The organism is Sulfuriferula sp. (genome assembly GCF_054605375.1).
In genome coordinates this window covers 192,216-207,563 of the sequence record NZ_JBTSEG010000001.1, presented here as the reverse complement: position 1 = coordinate 207,563, position 15,348 = coordinate 192,216, and the positions used below count along the sequence as shown (strand labels likewise).

At 53.9% G+C, this 15,348-nt stretch carries 13 protein-coding genes; 4 read left to right on the top strand and 9 right to left on the bottom strand.

The genetic code is table 11. The features are described from left to right. Positions 1-62: 62 nt before the first annotated feature. The 7 genes from alaS to ACYCZJ_RS01050 form a co-directional block, all read right to left on the bottom strand. Positions 63-2,672: an alanine--tRNA ligase gene (gene alaS, locus ACYCZJ_RS01080; RefSeq protein WP_461552370.1), complete on the bottom strand. Its 2,610-nt coding sequence runs from the start codon at positions 2,670-2,672 to the stop codon at positions 63-65. 133 nt (positions 2,673-2,805) lie between these two features. Further along, positions 2,806-4,530 carry a thiosulfohydrolase SoxB gene (gene soxB, locus ACYCZJ_RS01075; protein ID WP_461552369.1) on the bottom strand — a complete coding sequence of 575 codons (1,725 nt, stop codon included), beginning with the start codon at positions 4,528-4,530 and terminating at the stop codon, positions 2,806-2,808. Positions 4,531-4,706: 176 nt separating this feature from the next. Further along, positions 4,707-5,588, bottom strand: a complete 882-nt coding sequence (gene soxA / locus ACYCZJ_RS01070) for a sulfur oxidation c-type cytochrome SoxA (RefSeq protein ID WP_461552368.1) — start codon at positions 5,586-5,588, stop codon at positions 4,707-4,709. A 75-nt stretch (positions 5,589-5,663) separates the two neighbouring features. After that, the gene (gene soxZ, locus ACYCZJ_RS01065; protein WP_461552367.1) at positions 5,664-5,978 is read right to left on the bottom strand and encodes a thiosulfate oxidation carrier complex protein SoxZ; all 315 of its coding nucleotides are present in this window, start codon (positions 5,976-5,978) and stop codon (positions 5,664-5,666) included. A gap of 59 nt (positions 5,979-6,037) precedes the next feature. Further along, on the bottom strand, positions 6,038-6,505 hold the full coding sequence (gene soxY, locus ACYCZJ_RS01060) for a thiosulfate oxidation carrier protein SoxY (protein WP_461552366.1): 468 nt from the start codon (positions 6,503-6,505) through the stop codon (positions 6,038-6,040). A 29-nt stretch (positions 6,506-6,534) separates the two neighbouring features. Then, positions 6,535-6,864: a sulfur oxidation c-type cytochrome SoxX gene (gene soxX / locus ACYCZJ_RS01055; protein WP_461552470.1), complete on the bottom strand. Its 330-nt coding sequence runs from the start codon at positions 6,862-6,864 to the stop codon at positions 6,535-6,537. 234 nt (positions 6,865-7,098) lie between these two features. Then, entirely contained in the window at positions 7,099-8,529 is a 1,431-nt protein-coding gene (locus ACYCZJ_RS01050) for a M48 family metalloprotease (protein WP_461552365.1), read from the bottom strand. Between the two features lie 40 nt (positions 8,530-8,569). Here ACYCZJ_RS01050 and moaC point away from each other — a divergent pair, with 40 nt between their 5' ends. Continuing rightward, positions 8,570-9,046, top strand: coding sequence for a cyclic pyranopterin monophosphate synthase MoaC (gene moaC, locus ACYCZJ_RS01045; RefSeq protein WP_461552469.1), 477 nt, complete (start codon positions 8,570-8,572; stop codon positions 9,044-9,046). Here the strand turns inward: moaC and ACYCZJ_RS01040 are convergent. Further along, complete coding sequence (locus ACYCZJ_RS01040) at positions 9,043-11,298, bottom strand: EAL domain-containing protein (protein ID WP_461552364.1); 2,256 nt, start codon at positions 11,296-11,298, stop codon at positions 9,043-9,045. The genes moaC and ACYCZJ_RS01040 overlap by 4 nt on opposite strands. A 12-nt stretch (positions 11,299-11,310) precedes the next feature. Further along, positions 11,311-12,147 carry a substrate-binding domain-containing protein gene (locus ACYCZJ_RS01035; protein WP_461552363.1) on the bottom strand — a complete coding sequence of 279 codons (837 nt, stop codon included), beginning with the start codon at positions 12,145-12,147 and terminating at the stop codon, positions 11,311-11,313. Between the two features lie 297 nt (positions 12,148-12,444). Here ACYCZJ_RS01035 and ACYCZJ_RS01030 point away from each other — a divergent pair, with 297 nt between their 5' ends. The 3 genes from ACYCZJ_RS01030 (at position 12,445) to ACYCZJ_RS01020 (ending at position 15,297) form a co-directional block, all read left to right on the top strand. After that, the gene (locus tag ACYCZJ_RS01030) at positions 12,445-13,110 is read left to right on the top strand and encodes an ArsR/SmtB family transcription factor (protein ID WP_461552362.1); all 666 of its coding nucleotides are present in this window, start codon (positions 12,445-12,447) and stop codon (positions 13,108-13,110) included. A 122-nt stretch (positions 13,111-13,232) separates the two neighbouring features. Further along, positions 13,233-13,967 (top strand): MBL fold metallo-hydrolase, encoded by a 735-nt coding sequence (locus ACYCZJ_RS01025; RefSeq protein WP_461552361.1) that lies wholly within the window; start codon positions 13,233-13,235, stop codon positions 13,965-13,967. 13 nt (positions 13,968-13,980) lie between these two features. Then, positions 13,981-15,297: an MFS transporter gene (locus ACYCZJ_RS01020; protein ID WP_461552360.1), complete on the top strand. Its 1,317-nt coding sequence runs from the start codon at positions 13,981-13,983 to the stop codon at positions 15,295-15,297. Positions 15,298-15,348 lie beyond the last annotated feature (51 nt).

The window sequence follows — 15,348 nt, the reverse complement described above, 5'->3', positions numbered from 1 at the left end:
CAGTCCGGCGATTGACCAATATGTCGAAAATTTAACTGGTATGCCTGGAAGTGCGCACTCATTTAGCACAAGCGTTGTGCCACCCAACCGGCAACAGACTGTAAGGCCGCGGGTAATTGTGCCGGTTCAGTGCCGCCGGCCTGGGCCATATCGGGGCGCCCGCCGCCTTTGCCACCGACCTGGCCGGCCACATAGTTGGCCAGCTCCCCTGCTTTTACTTTGCTGGTCAGGTCGGTGGTGACGCCGGCAATCAGCGTCACGCGGCCGTCCGAGCAGCTACCCAGCACGATTGCGCAGGACTTGAGTTTATCCTTGAGTTTGTCTACCGTTTCGCGCAATGTTTTGACATCTGCACCATCCAGTATTGCAGCCAGTATTTTTGCCTCACCTACCGTGGTGACCTGACTGATGAGTTCGTCACTCTGTACGGTAGCCAGTCTGGATTTGAGTCGCTCCAGTTCCTTTTCCATGTGTTTGACATTATCGACAATCTGCGCAATTTTCTGCTGCAACTCTTGCGGTGGTGCCTTGAGTAAAGCGGCCGCCTCCAGAATCTGTTGATGCTGCGCCTGTGTCATGGCCAATGCGGCGGGCCCGGTGACCGCTTCGATGCGACGGATACCGGCGGCCACGCCGGATTCGGATACGATCTTGAACAAGCCGATATCGCCGCTGCGGCTCACGTGCGTGCCGCCACACAGTTCGGTTGAAAACGCTCCCATGCCGATGACCCGCACCTGATCGCCGTATTTTTCGCCGAATAACGCCATGGCACCGTGAGCGATGGCTGCATCATAGTTCATCAATTGCGTTTCAACGACGAGATTGCGGCGGATTTCTCGGTTCACCAGGTCCTCGATTTGCGACAGCTGAGCGGGATTGAGGGCCTCACTGTGGGCGAAGTCAAAACGTGTCCGGGCTGCGTCCACGAGCGAGCCCTTTTGCGTGACATGATCGCCCAGAGCTATGCGCAATGCAGCGTGCAGGAGGTGGGTGGCAGAGTGATTACAGGCAGCGCGGTTGCGGGTTTCGGCATCCACTTGTGCAGTGACGATATCGCCGGGTTTGAGACTGCCGGACTGGAGCAAGCCGGTGTGTCCGAATACATCGGGCTGGATTTTTTGGGTATCATCGACCATGAATGCGCTGGAACCACTGCGCAGCTCGCCGGTGTCACCTACCTGGCCGCCGGATTCTGCATAGAACGGCGTGCGGTCGAGCACGATGACCGCCGTTTCGCCGGCATTGATACACTCCACCGGACTCCCCTCCCGATATAAGGCGAGAATGCGGCTCTCCAGATTCAGGGTGTCATAGCCATGGAATTCTGTTGTTTGGCCGTCGAAGTGCATGCCGGTTTGCATGGAGAATTTGCTGGCCGCCCGCGCACGCTTGCGTTGAGCCTCCATGGCGGCATCAAACCCGTCCGTGTCGACGGTAAAACCGCGTTCACGCCCCAAATCGGCGGTCAAATCCAGAGGGAAACCGTAGGTATCGTAGAGTTTGAACGCGGTGGTACCGTCGAGTATCTTGCTGCCCGATTGCAATGCCTGTTCCAGAATGCCCATGCCGTGTTCCAGGGTTTCTGCAAAGCGATCTTCTTCCTGTTTGAGCACCGCAGTCACCCCGGTCTGTGCGGCGGCCAGTTCCGGATAGGCTGCGCCCATCGCTGCCGCCAGATCAGCGACCAGCAAGTGAAAGAAGGCTTGTTTCTGTCCCAGGCGGTAGCCGTGGCGAATGGCGCGGCGGATGATGCGGCGCAGCACATAGCCGCGTCCCTCGTTGCCGGGGATGATGCCGTCGGTGATCAGGAAAGCGCAGGCGCGAATGTGATCGGCAATCACTTTGAGTGAATTGTCGGCTAAATCCGTGCTGCCGGTAACGCGTGCCGCCGCGTGAATCAAAGCCTGGAACAAGTCGATTTCATAGTTGCTGTGGACGTGTTGCATGACTGCCGAGATGCGTTCCAGCCCCATCCCGGTATCCACAGAGGGTTTGGGCAGGGAATGCAGCGTACCTGCATCGTCGCGGTTGAACTGCATGAATACCAGGTTCCAGATTTCGATATAACGATCACCGTCTTCTTCCGCGGAACCCGGCGGACCGCCAGCGACTTCAGGGCCGTGGTCGTAAAAAATCTCCGTGCAGGGACCGCATGGGCCAGTGTCGCCCATCTGCCAGAAGTTGTCCGAGCCGCCAGCGGGCTTGTCGCCAATGCGAATGACGCGCTCATCCGGCACGCCGATTTCAGTTGTCCAGATGGTGTGTGCTTCGTCGTCGGTATGGTAGACCGTCACCCATAATTTGTCCTTGGCGATACCCAGTTCCTGGGTAAGAAATTCCCAGGCGAACTGGATGGCATTGCGCTTGAAATAATCCCCAAAGCTGAAGTTTCCCAGCATTTCGAAGAAGGTATGATGGCGTGCGGTGTAGCCGACGTTATCCAGATCATTGTGTTTGCCACCCGCACGTACGCAGCGTTGCGAGCTGGCGGCACGTACATAGGGCCGGGTTTCGCGTCCAAGGAATACGTCCTTGAATTGCACCATGCCCGCGTTGGTAAATAGCAGAGTGGGGTCGTTGCCCGGCACCAGAGGACTGGAAGCGACGGGCGTGTGTCCGTGACGGGCAAAAAAATCGAGGAAGCGTTGACGGATTTCGCTACTTTTCATGGGTGGTTTTTCGTGGAGATACACAGGTTCAATTGAATCGGCACATTTTAGCCCGGATACAGCATAAATTCACGTGTAACCGGTTGAAAACAAAAAAGGCCGCATATGGCGGCCTTTTTTGGGTCAGGAAAACTCAGATCAGGTCAGGAGCGATGCCCGGATTTTTGCCGATCCCGACAATTTTCGGCTCGTTCAGCTTGCGTGGCTTGACCACCTTGATGTCACGCAGGTATTCAGCCACCACATCCCAGATCGGCGTGCCGGATACGCCTTCCCCAACCGGCGCCCAGCCTGCCACCTTATATTTTTTGTTGGCCATGACAGGTTTGCCTTTCAGCGTCATATCACTAATGCGATTGCCGATTTTGTTATTGGGTGCCACCGTATACTGGATACCGCCTACACGAACCATGTCGCCGCCTTGCTGATAGTAGGGGTCAGTATTGAACAAGTTGTCGCACACGTCTTCCATAATGCTCTTGATGGTTGCACCGGTCATTTCGTTGAGTGTGGTAGACGGGTAGGTGATGGCGGTCTGGTCCATCAGGTGATCCATGGTGATGATATCGCCGGACAGCAATGTCGTACCCCAGCGGAAGCCGGGCGAAAATGCGGCATCCGAGCCCTTGACAGTCATCAAAGCATCGAGAATAAGCTGGTCAAAGGTGCCGTTGAAGTTGCCGCGGCGATAGAGAAGCTCCTCAGTGACGGCAAGCTTCTCATTGAGCTTGGATGCATAAGGTGCACGTACGGCCTCAATGTGTTTGGACATCTTCGCATCAGGCTCAAGCAGGTTCGAAAATACGGGCAACAAGCGGTATTTCCATGCGGCGATTTTGCCGTTCTTCACATCAAAGTCCATGACACCAAGGAATTTTCCGTTGGAGCCTGCGTTGGTAACCAGCGTGGTGCCCTTGGCATTTTTAACCTGAGATGGGTAGGGAATGCCATCATGGGTATGGCCGCCGAAAATCGCATCTATGCCGGTTACGCGCGCTGCCATTTTCAGGTCAACGTCCATGCCGTTGTGGGATAATACAACGACCACCTGGGCGCCCTTGGCACGGGTTTCATTGACGACTTTCTGCATGTTTTCTTCGTTGATGCCAAAGGTCCAATCCGACACCATATAACGCGGGTTGGCGATCGGCGTGTAGGGGAAAGCCTGGCCGATGATCGCTACCTGTACACCGTTCATGGTTTTGATTACATAAGGTTTGAACACCGGATCGCCAAAGTCGTTGGTTTTGATATTCTGCGCGACGAAATCAATGTGGCCTTTGAAGTCATTGTCCACCACATGCTTGACGCGATCGGCGCCATAGGTGAATTCCCAGTGTCCGGTCATTACGTTGACACCAAGCAGCTTGGCCGCATCCACCATGTCCTGACCCTTGGTCCACAGTGAGGTAGCGGAACCTTGCCAGGTATCACCGCCATCCAGCAGTAATGAGCCGGGACGTGAAGCGCGAACTTTATCCACCAGGGTTTTCAGGTGAGCATATCCGCCTACCTTGCCGTAAGTACGGGCGGCAGCGGCGAAATCGAGATAAGTGAAGGCATAAGCTTCACGCGTGCCAGGTCTGATACCGTAATGCTTGAGAAAAGATTCACCCACCAGATGTGGTGGCTGACCGACTGCACCGCCAACCCCGATGTTGACATCCGGTTCACGAAAATAAATCGGCAGTAATTGCGCATGGCTATCGGTCATGTGCATCAGCGATACGTTACCGAATTTGGGCAGATCGTAAAAGCCCGGAGGCGCAGTTCCGGCTAGCGCCTGTTTATTGTCAATCGCCATGCCGGACGCGGCGGCGACGGCAAGTATCTGTAAAAATTCACGGCGATTCATCATCTCGTAAGCTCCTCAATGCGGGGTTGTAGTTAGTTTATGAATGCGCCTATTTTAGAGTGCTGGCAGGTGAAGTAAATGGTAATAATCATCCAAACGGGCACTGATAAGTGTGTTTACATAAAAAAAGCGAAGCAGGCGTTACCCTGGCTTCGCTTGATCAGAGGCGTGTAACTCTGTTATTTGCGGAATACCGAAGCTTCCAGCGGTAAACCATTACTGACATAGGAATGGAAGTACTCCAGATCATTGTATTCCACGCTACCCGGTGCAAATGGAACGCTACGGATCATTTTGTTGCAACCCACATAACGCTCCTGCAGCGTAAACAGTTTCTCGCCTCCGCGGAACACTGGCCAATGGGTAGCTTGACCTACGACAGGAGAAAGCACTTCTGAGCGCAGGTGGTTGCCGGCATTGGCTACATGGCAAGAAGCACAGGAAAAATTAAGCTGGCCGCGGCGTTTGAAGAACATATCCTTGCCGACATTGTATGCAGCAGTAGCGGCAGCGTCCTGCACTTTGATGTTCATCAGCATCCCGTCCGACAGTGTGCGGGCATAGGCAGTCAATACACCCATTGTTTTCTTGTCGTTATACTTAAACGCTTCTTCCCCATTGGCTGTACGGCAGGCATTGATAGCCATCTCGAAGGTGACGACCCGATTGGTCTTGTCATCGAAATACGGGTAGTTTCCGGCTACGTCTTTTCCTCCATTCGGAAAGCAACTCGCATAAGTTTTGCCGTTTTTAAATGGTGTTTCCCACATTTTCTTGCCGTGATCAACCACAGAGCTGAAAGGTGGGAAATCCATGATGCTTTTGTATTGGGCCATGGCGTCCGGGTCGAATGCCAGTGCGCCATAAACATAGTTTTCGTGTTTGATGTCCGGGTATTTGGTGCCGAAATAGTGAAGCAGGTGCTGTCTATCCTGCTCTGGCGAGGCGCTTGCATTGAGCGCGCCGAGCAGTAGTCCTGCCCCGGCCAGCGCTAACAGAATTATTTTGCCGCGCGCCTTCGGCGGCTTCGCTTGTGATTCGCGAAACGTTGTCGTTTTCATGTCGTCCTCCGTTTGATATTTGTCGGGTGAGACGCCAGGGTATTTGCCATGGCGCCTGGTTCAGACTGACGTTACTTAGGAAACCACACCATCAATCTTGTTGGATTCACCCTTGTTATCTTTCCAGCTGATTTCCACCTTGTCGCCAGCTTTTGCGCCTTTGACCTTGAACCCCAGATACGGGTTCTTTGACACGCCGCCGCCCCACTGGGCGTCCAGCACAGGCTTGCCATTTAGCGTGGCATGCACTTCATCAATGAAGTGTGCAGGGATAAGCTGGCCGGTTTTTGCATCTTTGCGTTGCCCGGACTCCATCGGGTGGTTCATCAGTACTTTAATATCCGCTACATCGCCACTGACGGTTGCGCGCATTTTCATTGGTTCTGCCATTTTGAATTCCTTTAAGCTAAGTTATTGAGACACAGATGCGTGAACAGGACATGCGTCAGTTAACCGCCACAGCCGCCGATAGTTACTTTCACTTCCTTGGCGGCGGTATAGTTTTTACCACCCGCAGTCACGACAGCGCGAATCATGGAGGTTTTCGCCATCTTGATGCGGGTAGAGACAAAACCTTCAGCGCCGTTGGAAAGCTTGAAATCAGTAATCAGAACGGTAGGGTTTTTCTCGGACAGAATGACAATGTTGGTTGTGCCGGGAAGGCTGCTGGTCACTTCAACGGGAACCACAGCACCGTTTTCAGCGATATCCGGGGCCTTGATGGTGATCGCTTTGCTGTCTGCAGGAGTGGACAAACCCAGATCCTTGATGGCTTCCGGAATGGTCTTTGCAGCAAACGCGTTGCTGTTCCAGGCGGCCAGCGCATTACCTGACTTGAGCAAACCTGCGGTAACCGCCAGGGCAACGACACCAGTTGCACCAGCGCTTTTCAGGATGTTCCTACGCAATTCATTCATTCATTTCTCCTTGGGGATTTTGGGCCTGGCTACAGGCCGTATACGAAATCGGTAACTTTATCAATTTCCTGCTCGGTCAATACTTTGTGTTTGCCGAACGGAATCATGATGGTTTGTGGGTTGGCAACCGTGGCGTCCCATATCTGGGCGCGCAACTTGGCTTTATCCGGAAAGCGTGCGCTCATGGCGATCAGCGGCGGTCCGATAGTGCCGGCTGAAAGTGCATCAGGCACTGTGGGCATGGCGTGACATGCCAGGCAATTGCCTTTGCTTTTGTCAAAGGCAATCGACTTGCCGGTTTCTTCATGGGGCGCGTCCGCCGCCACAGCATAGTTGGCCATGGCGAACATGCCGACCATGCTTGCGGTCAAAATTAGTGATGCTCCTGCACGCATGTCATCCTCCTAATCTAATTGTGGGTGCAACTGAATGATTTTCAGGTCCGCCAGAAGGCATTCCATTCTTTTCTATCCAAACTAAGGATGCGCCAAGCATAGTGCAAAATATTTTGCTTGTCCAAGCCCTGAACTAGGTTTTTGGGTAAAAACAGGGCATTCGGTATATTTATACCAAAATAAAGTCCGATGAATGTTTCAAGGTTTTTGGGATTCGTCCGGCTTGTTGAGCGTGATGAGTTCCTTCAGCCGGGCTTCAGCAATGGACATTTGATAAAAATCCCCATCTTTGCTTTTTAATGCCAATTTCAATTGTTCGATAGCCGCATCGAGATTGCCTTGTCGTACATTGGCCTCGGCTTGAGCATGATGCCGCAAAAAATTCTTTCCCTGCATGGCGTAGGCACGGGATTGCAGCTCGTACAGGCGGTAATCGTCCGGATACAGGGTGAGATGGCTGGTAACCAGTGCCAGGGTCGCATCGGTTTTGCCCGCCTGCAGCAAGGCATTGGCATCGGCATACAAGAGAGGCCGGTAACCAGGAAAGCGTGCGCGCCCGGCCTGGTAGCGGGCGAGGGCGGCATTGATGTCTCCAGCTTCCAGCTTGAGCTGCGCGCCCAGCATGGCAATAAGCGGGCTGTTGACGCCCGATTGGTTGAGTTTGTTCAGTTCCTGTTCAGCACGATCAAACTGGCGTGTGCGCAATAATGCTACGGCAAGCCCGAAGCGTTCAGCAGCAAGGCTGCTGTAACGGGTATCGCGGATGGCTTCGGAAAAGCGCCTGACGGCTGCTTCCGGGTGACCTTCGCCAGCCAGCAGCCGGGCACGTATGAGCTGAAATTCCAGGCTGTCTGCAACCTGTTTGATGGGCATATTGGCTGCGCGATTTTGCATATCGGCAATGCGTTCCGAGGTCAGCGGGTGGGTCAGCAGATAAGCTGGGGCGTTATTTTCGTATAAACGGCTGTTTTTTTGCAGATGTTCGAAAAAAGTGGCCATGGCGCGCGGGTCGAAACCTGCGTTGCGCATGATTTGCATGCCGATACGGTCAGCTTCGCGCTCATTATCGCGGGAAAAATTGAGCTGTTTCTGGATGGTGGTAGCCTGCACCGTGGCAATCGCAGCAGTAGCCACCTGCGGGTTGGAACGTGCAGCGAGTATCGCCACAGCCAATGCGGCAAGCGACGGGATGATGCCCTGGTTCTGATTTTCAATCATGCGTGCCAGATGGTGCTGGGTGACGTGGGCAATTTCATGACCGAGCACGCCCGCCAGTTCGGACTCGTTTTGCGCGGCTTCGATCAAGCCGGTATGCACGCCGATAAATCCACCGGGAAGTGCGAACGCGTTCAGCGTGCGGTCGCGTAGTACGAAAAATTGAAATGGAATGCGATTTCCGGGACTGGCGGCGACTAAACGATAGCCCAGATTGTTGAGGTAATCGGTCAGTTCCGGATCGTCGTAATAGGATGGTTCAGCGCGGATGTCGCGCATGATTTCACTCCCTACCCGGGCTTCATCATGCGGAGAAAATGCGCCTTGTGAAACATCGCTGAGATCCGGCAGTTCGCTTGCCATCAACAGTTGGCTGGACAAGCATAAGATCAGGAATAGGAAGGCTGATTTCATGAATGCTATGATAACTGCTTCTGTTTTCCAGTTCCTGATTATGAATCAATTTACCCATTTCGATGATAGCGGTCATGCTCACATGGTCGATGTGGCCGGGAAATCCGACACCCGGCGTATTGCAGTGGCGGCCGGTCGCATCGTGATGCAACCGGCCACGCTGAAAATGATCCTCGACGGCAACGCCAAGAAAGGCGATGTACTGGGGGTTGCGCGCATCGCCGCCATCACCGCATCCAAACGTACTGCAGACTTGATCCCGTTGTGCCATCCACTGGCGCTAACGCGGGTTGCGGTAGAATTTCTGGCAGAAGAGGCGGGCTCGGCAATTGAATGTCGCGTTACTGCTGAAACTGTCGGCAAAACCGGTGTGGAGATGGAGGCGCTGACAGCGCTTAGCGTCGGGTTGCTGACAATTTATGACATGTGCAAGGCGGTGGACCGGGGTATGCGGATGGAGAATATTCGCTTGCTGGAAAAGCAGGGCGGGAAATCCGGCCACTGGCGTGCCGACTAATGTGACGCTACGGTAATGGGGGTGAATTCCTGCGAATGTATATCCGCAGGCGCTGTGATAATAATATCGTCCAGTGGCCTGGGTTTGGCAATGGCGTAACCTTGTGCATTGTCCACACCCATCATGGTGAGTCTTTCCAGTATGGTTTCGCTTTCCACAAATTCGGCAATTGTTTTGATACCCATGATGTGGCCGATGTTATTGATTGTCTCAACCATGGCATGATCGATCTTGTCGTCGATCATGTTTCTGACAAAACCGCCGTCAATTTTCAGGTAATCCACGGGTAGCTGTTTGAGATAGCCAAATGAACTGACGCCACTGCCGAAATCATCCAGCGAAAATCTGAAGCCTACGCTCTTGAGCTCGCGGATGAACGCTATGGCTTTGTTGAGATGGGTGATCGCAGCTGTTTCGGTGATCTCGAAACAAATCAGCCGTGCAGGTACCCGGTAGCGGCCCGCCATTTCACAGATGAAACCGACCAGGTCTTCATTCGCCCAGGAAGTGCCGGAAAGATTGATGGAACAGGTATGGAGCAACTGTTTCGTTTCACCGCGATAGAGCTTGCCGAGTTTGATAAACGTATTTTCGATGACCCAGCGGTCGATGGCGGGCATCAGGCCGTAACGTTCCGCGGCAGGAATAAATGCAGCGGGCGACACGATATTGCCGTCTTCATCCAGCATGCGCAGCAGGATTTCATAATGAGCGCCCTGTGTACCCGGGATGATCGGCTGGATGGTCTGGTAATAAAGGCGCAGGCGGTTTTCATCAATGGCTTTGGTGATGCGCGATACCCATTGCATTTCTCCGCGCCGCAACGCCACTTCATGGTCATTGGGCTGGTAAACATAAATGCGGTTGCGGCCCCGGTCTTTGGCGGCATAACAGGCGGAATCCGCTGCGCGCATGATTTCCACCAGGCCGCCACACTCGGCGTGCACGCTGACCACGCCAATACTGACGCCTACAGAGAAGCTTTGCTCCTGCCAACGGAAGCGAAAATCCCGGACTGTCTGCAGCAGTTTGCCGACGATAAGTTCGGACATGTCTTTGCCGCATCCTTCCAGGAGCAGCCCGAACTCATCTCCGCCAAGACGTGCAAGAATGTCCGAACCGCGTACCTGGGCGCGCAGTTCGATCGCTAGCTGTCGCAATAATTCATCGCCAGCAGAGTGGCCACAAGTATCGTTGACGATCTTGAACTGGTCCAGATCCATGTAGCACAAGGTGTGATAGCTATTTTCCTGTTTGATATTGTCAAGTACCTGCTGCAGGCGGGTCTCGAATGCATGGCGGTTCAAAAGTCCGGTCAAGGCATCATGGCTGGCCTGATGGCTGAGCTTGATCGCCATGGCACGCGCATGGCTGACATCGTGAAACACCAGCACTGCGCCGATGATTTTTCCATGTCTATCACTGATGGGTGCGGCGCTATCTTCGATCGGGATGATTTTCCCGTTGCGATTGATTAAGCCCGCATGACCGGTGGCCGAGACAACGCGATTTTCCTTGATGGCAATTTCGGCCGGGTTGTCCAGCAGTGCGCCGGTGTGTTCGTTAATGATATTGAATATCTCGGCGGAGGGTCGGCCGTGCGCAGTCGCGTTGGTCCAGCCGGTAAGCCGCTCCGCGACAGGATTGAGGTATTCGATATGTCCATGGGCATTGGTGGTAATGACCGCATCGCCGATGCTGAAGAGTGTGACTTCTGCGCGTTCCTTTTCGTTGGCCAGCGTATCGATCGTCCGCTTCAAGGCACGCAGAGGATAGGTGCGAAAAATCATGAAGGCCACCGCTCCAAGTAACAAGCCCAGCAACCCGGCAATGGTAGTTTTGAACAGCAATGGGGATAAGGGCCGGATGATTTCAATATGTCCGACCATGGTTCCGGAATCCAGCAGGCTGGCAGTGCGTGTCACATACGGAGTATCGAATTGGTGCGAACTTTGTGCAATGAGCACCCCCTTGTTATTGATAATGCGGCGCCACTCGGGTGAATCTTTGGCGTTTTGCTTGGTGAGCAAGCCCTGGAGGCGGTGCTCCTCAAATTGCCATAATTCGGGGTTGGCGTTGATCGTCCGGGAAATGTCGCTCGCGCTGAATTCGGCCTCCGCTTGTATGGATGCCGTCTGGTGCTGATAGCTCAGGCTAAAATAGAGCAAAGGTATGGTAAGCGCGATTAATCCGGCCAATATACCCGCCAGCCAGGTTGCATTCAGGATCAGTCTTGAGTCGGATTGGGACATGGTGTCGGGGGCTTACTTGCCGGGCATTGCCCTTTGGCCGTTTTCCTCAAGAATTTTGCGACCTGCGGGAGAGTGCACGAAAGCGATAAACGCTTGAGTAGGCGGGTTGGGTTTCGCGCTGCTTGCCATGTACATGGATTTGAAATAAGGGTATTTCCCTTCCGCCATTGCATCAAGGCTGGGTGTCAGCCCATTCAAAATCAGCGGTTTGAGCGCACGCCGTTCGGACACAATTTGGGCCAGTGTCAGCGTGCCAATGGCGCCCGGGATGTTTTCGATATTGTCGGCGCTGTCCTGATCGGTGATTGCCATGATCATGTCTTCCCGTGCCAGGGCGCTTTTCACGGCCAGGCTCATTTCCGGAGACATGTTCTTGATGATATCCGTATCCGATTCCACTTCCGGACGCAGCACCAGCCGCAATTTTTTTCCATCCGGCCAGACCCGGGTTTCACCCTTGTAGATATTGACCAGCTCTTTGGTAGTGATAGCCGAAGCGTTGTTATGACTGGATACGGCAAAAACGAATGGAGTGCGCGCATACTCGGTTGTCGATACGCCTTCAGTGCGTTCTGCCGGTTTCAGCGCGCGGCCACTGATGGCCAGGTCAATGATGCCTGCGCGCATGGCCTTAATGCCCCCACCGCTACCCAGGCTGGGCACAATGTCAACAACCACGCCGGGATGGGATTTGATGAATGCCTTGGCAAGGATTTGCATCGTGGCGATCGCAGAGCCTGTTCCGCCGATCCGAATTTTGCTATCCGCTGACGTAACCTGCCCCGCTTCGACCAGCTGCGCGAAAATGAGCCCGGCCAGAAATATTGCGATGGTTCTAAAATGAAACATATGCGGTTCTCTGGCGTGAGTTGATCTGCCTGTTTTCCTATTGAAGTACAAAACTTAATTTGAATTACAGGTATGACATACTTATCGGTATATTCAAGAAAAACTTGAATTGCTCAACCGTGAGTGATGTATAGAGTGCATGGTATTGCCTGTTCCCGATGCTGAATCGAGGCAATCCGGATTCGGTCTGCCAATGCATATGTCCGGACTGGTTTTTTGTGGTGACCCCGGATGTGATACTGGGCAGTACCGGTAAATTAATCGTCGCTCGTTTTATTTAAGTGTTTATATTTTTATATGTCAGTGTCTATTTCTCCTAAAAAGAAACTCTACGAGCATTTTGCCAAGGTCGCCAAAGCCATGGCCAGTCCCAGCCGCCTTGAGTTGCTGGAAGCGCTGGCGCAAGGAGAGCGCAGCGTGGAAGGACTGGCGACTGCGACCGGTATTTCGGTGGCCAATACTTCCCATCATTTGCAAATTCTGCGTGACAGTGGTGTGGTGCGATCCCGCAAAGAGGGGTTGCAGGTGATCTATAGCCTCAATGATGCCGAGATACCTAATATCCTGAGCGGGTTGCGTCGTTTGGCCGAGCGCCATCTGGCCGATGTTGAGCGCATTGTCAGAGAAAATTTTGACCGTCTGGATGATCTGAAGCCCGTCAAGCGTGAGGAACTGTTGCAACTAGTCAGCCGTGGTGACGTTGTCGTAGTGGATGTCAGACCGGCAGGTGAATACCAGGCTGGGCATATCGCAGGGGCAATCAGTATCCCGTTGGATAGCTTGCCGAGACACTTGGCCAAGTTGCCGAAAAACCAGGAGGTAGTTGCCTATTGCCGCGGGCCTTATTGCATGTTTGCGTATGAGGCGGTTTCCCGGTTGCGCAGTCAGGGATACAAGGCGCGTCGACTGGAAGACGGCTACCCGGAGTGGAAAGCGGATCTATTGCCCACGGAAAAGAGCTGAAAATTTCTTGATCTGATTCAGGATCGCTCGAAAAAATGTTTGACGCCGTGAACATTTTTGTTCAATATTCAAATATTCGTTTGAATACTATTTTTGATTTAGGGTTGATTGCGGAGGAATGTATGTTTTTCAAACAGCTTGCCAGCAAGGAATCGTCTCTTTCCTATTTCTTCGGCTGCGGTACCTTGGGTAAAGCCATTGCAGTCGATGTGGTCGCAGGTGACGAGGCATGGTTCATCGAGGAGGCCAGCAAGGCTCAGGTTACGATCAGCCACATCATCGACACCCATATTCACGCCGACCATTATTCCGGCGGCAGAAAGCTGGCCGAAATGACAGGTGCACATTATTGCCTGCATGAAAGCGATGCTGCGGTGGTGCAATTCCCATTCCACCCGTTGCATGATGGTGATGTCATTGAAGCCGGCAATGTGGTGGCCAGCGTGTTGCATACACCCGGTCACACCATGGACAGCGTCTGTCTGGCAGTAACCGACAAGCGCCGCGGCGATCAGCCCTGGTTCGTGATTACCGGCGATACCCTGTTCGTAGGTAGTGTCGGGCGCCCCGATCTGGCCGGGCGCGAGCAGGAAATGGCGGGCATGTTATTCGACAGCCTGCATACCAAACTGCTGAGCTTGCCGAACGAAACTGAAATATTTCCCGGCCACCAGGCAGGCAGTGCGTGCGGTGCCGGAATTTCAGGCAAACCTTCCTCCACGATCGGTTTCGAAAAACGTTTCAATCCTGGCCTGCACATATCCGACAGGGATGAATTTGTGCGCCACCTCACCGGCGAAATCCCGCCGCGACCGGCTGATATGGACAAGATGGTCGCGGCGAATATCTCTGCTTGATGGGCATAAACGAATGAGTGACTCAACTACGCACCAGGCAGCATTCCAGGACTACCGCCACGGTATCAACGACAACCGCGTGCAGTTTTTGCACCAACTATTGCAGGTGCTGCTGGTCGGCTTGACGCTGGGCATGATGCGTACCGTGGTGCCAGCACTGGCCGAGTCCGAATTCGGTGTGCCGAAGGGGTCATTCATGCTGCTCATGGCATTTGTGGTGGCGTTCGGTTTTGTCAAAGGGCCGCTTAATTTTGTGGCGGGGCGATTATCTGAAAGTGTGGGGCGCAAGCGCGTATTGTTGTGGGGCTGGCTATCGGCGTTGCCCATTCCGTTCATGATTATGTATGCGCCTAGCTGGGGATGGATTGTAGCCGCGACAGTCTTGCTGGGGGTCAATCAGGGGCTCACCTGGTCGATGACGCAAACTTCCAAGCTGGACCTGACCCGCCCCGACCAGCGTGGCCTCACCATCGGTTTGAATGAGTTTTCCGGCTATGTCGGCGTAGCCATTGCCGGCATCATCACCGGTTACATGGCCAGCGCCCTGGGTGCGCGTGAGGGGCTGCTGGTGTTCGGTTTGGTGGTCATAGTATTGGCAATCGTGCTGACCTGGTTCTGGGTCAAGGATACGCTGCCGTGGGCCAAGGCAGAGGGCGCACGCTATGCGGCAGGACAATCCATCGGGCCGAGACCGCGCTTTCCCGGCAACATTTCGGACCACCCGACTACATGGGAAGTCTTCACGCTGATGTCCTGGCGTGACCGGCGCATGGCGGCGATCAGTCAGGCCGGCATGGTGGAAAAATTTGTGGATGCGCTGATCTGGGTATTCTATCCGCTGTTTCTTTATCAACACGGCTTGAGTCTGTCCAGCATCGGTTGGGTCGTCGGCGTGTACGGGTTCGTCTGGGGCGGCTCCCAGCTCATTACCGGCAAGCTGTCCGACCATGTGGGCAGGCAGAAACCTATTGTATTGGGCATGTGGATCTGTGGCGCTGGTGTGGGCATGATGCTGCTCGGCGAGAGCGTCGCATGGTGGTCATTTTCGGCTGGGGTGACCGGCTTTGGCATGGCCCTGTTGTATCCCAATCTGAGTGCGGCAGTCAGTGACATCGCCCATCCCAATTGGCGGGGTTCGGCTATCGGTATTTACCGTTTCTGGCGTGATCTGGGTTATGGCATTGGTGCGCTGGCACTCGGGTTGGTGGCAAATCTGAGCGGGGCGATCAACTCGGGTTTCTGGTTCGTCACTATCGCCATGCTGGCTTCGGGTTTGATTGTCTGGATATGGGGTGAGGAAACCCATCCGCGTCTGAATCCGGCGGAGTAATGGCGGCATTGTTCAAGTGTCGTCTGAGCAGTGTGTACCATTGTGGCGGAA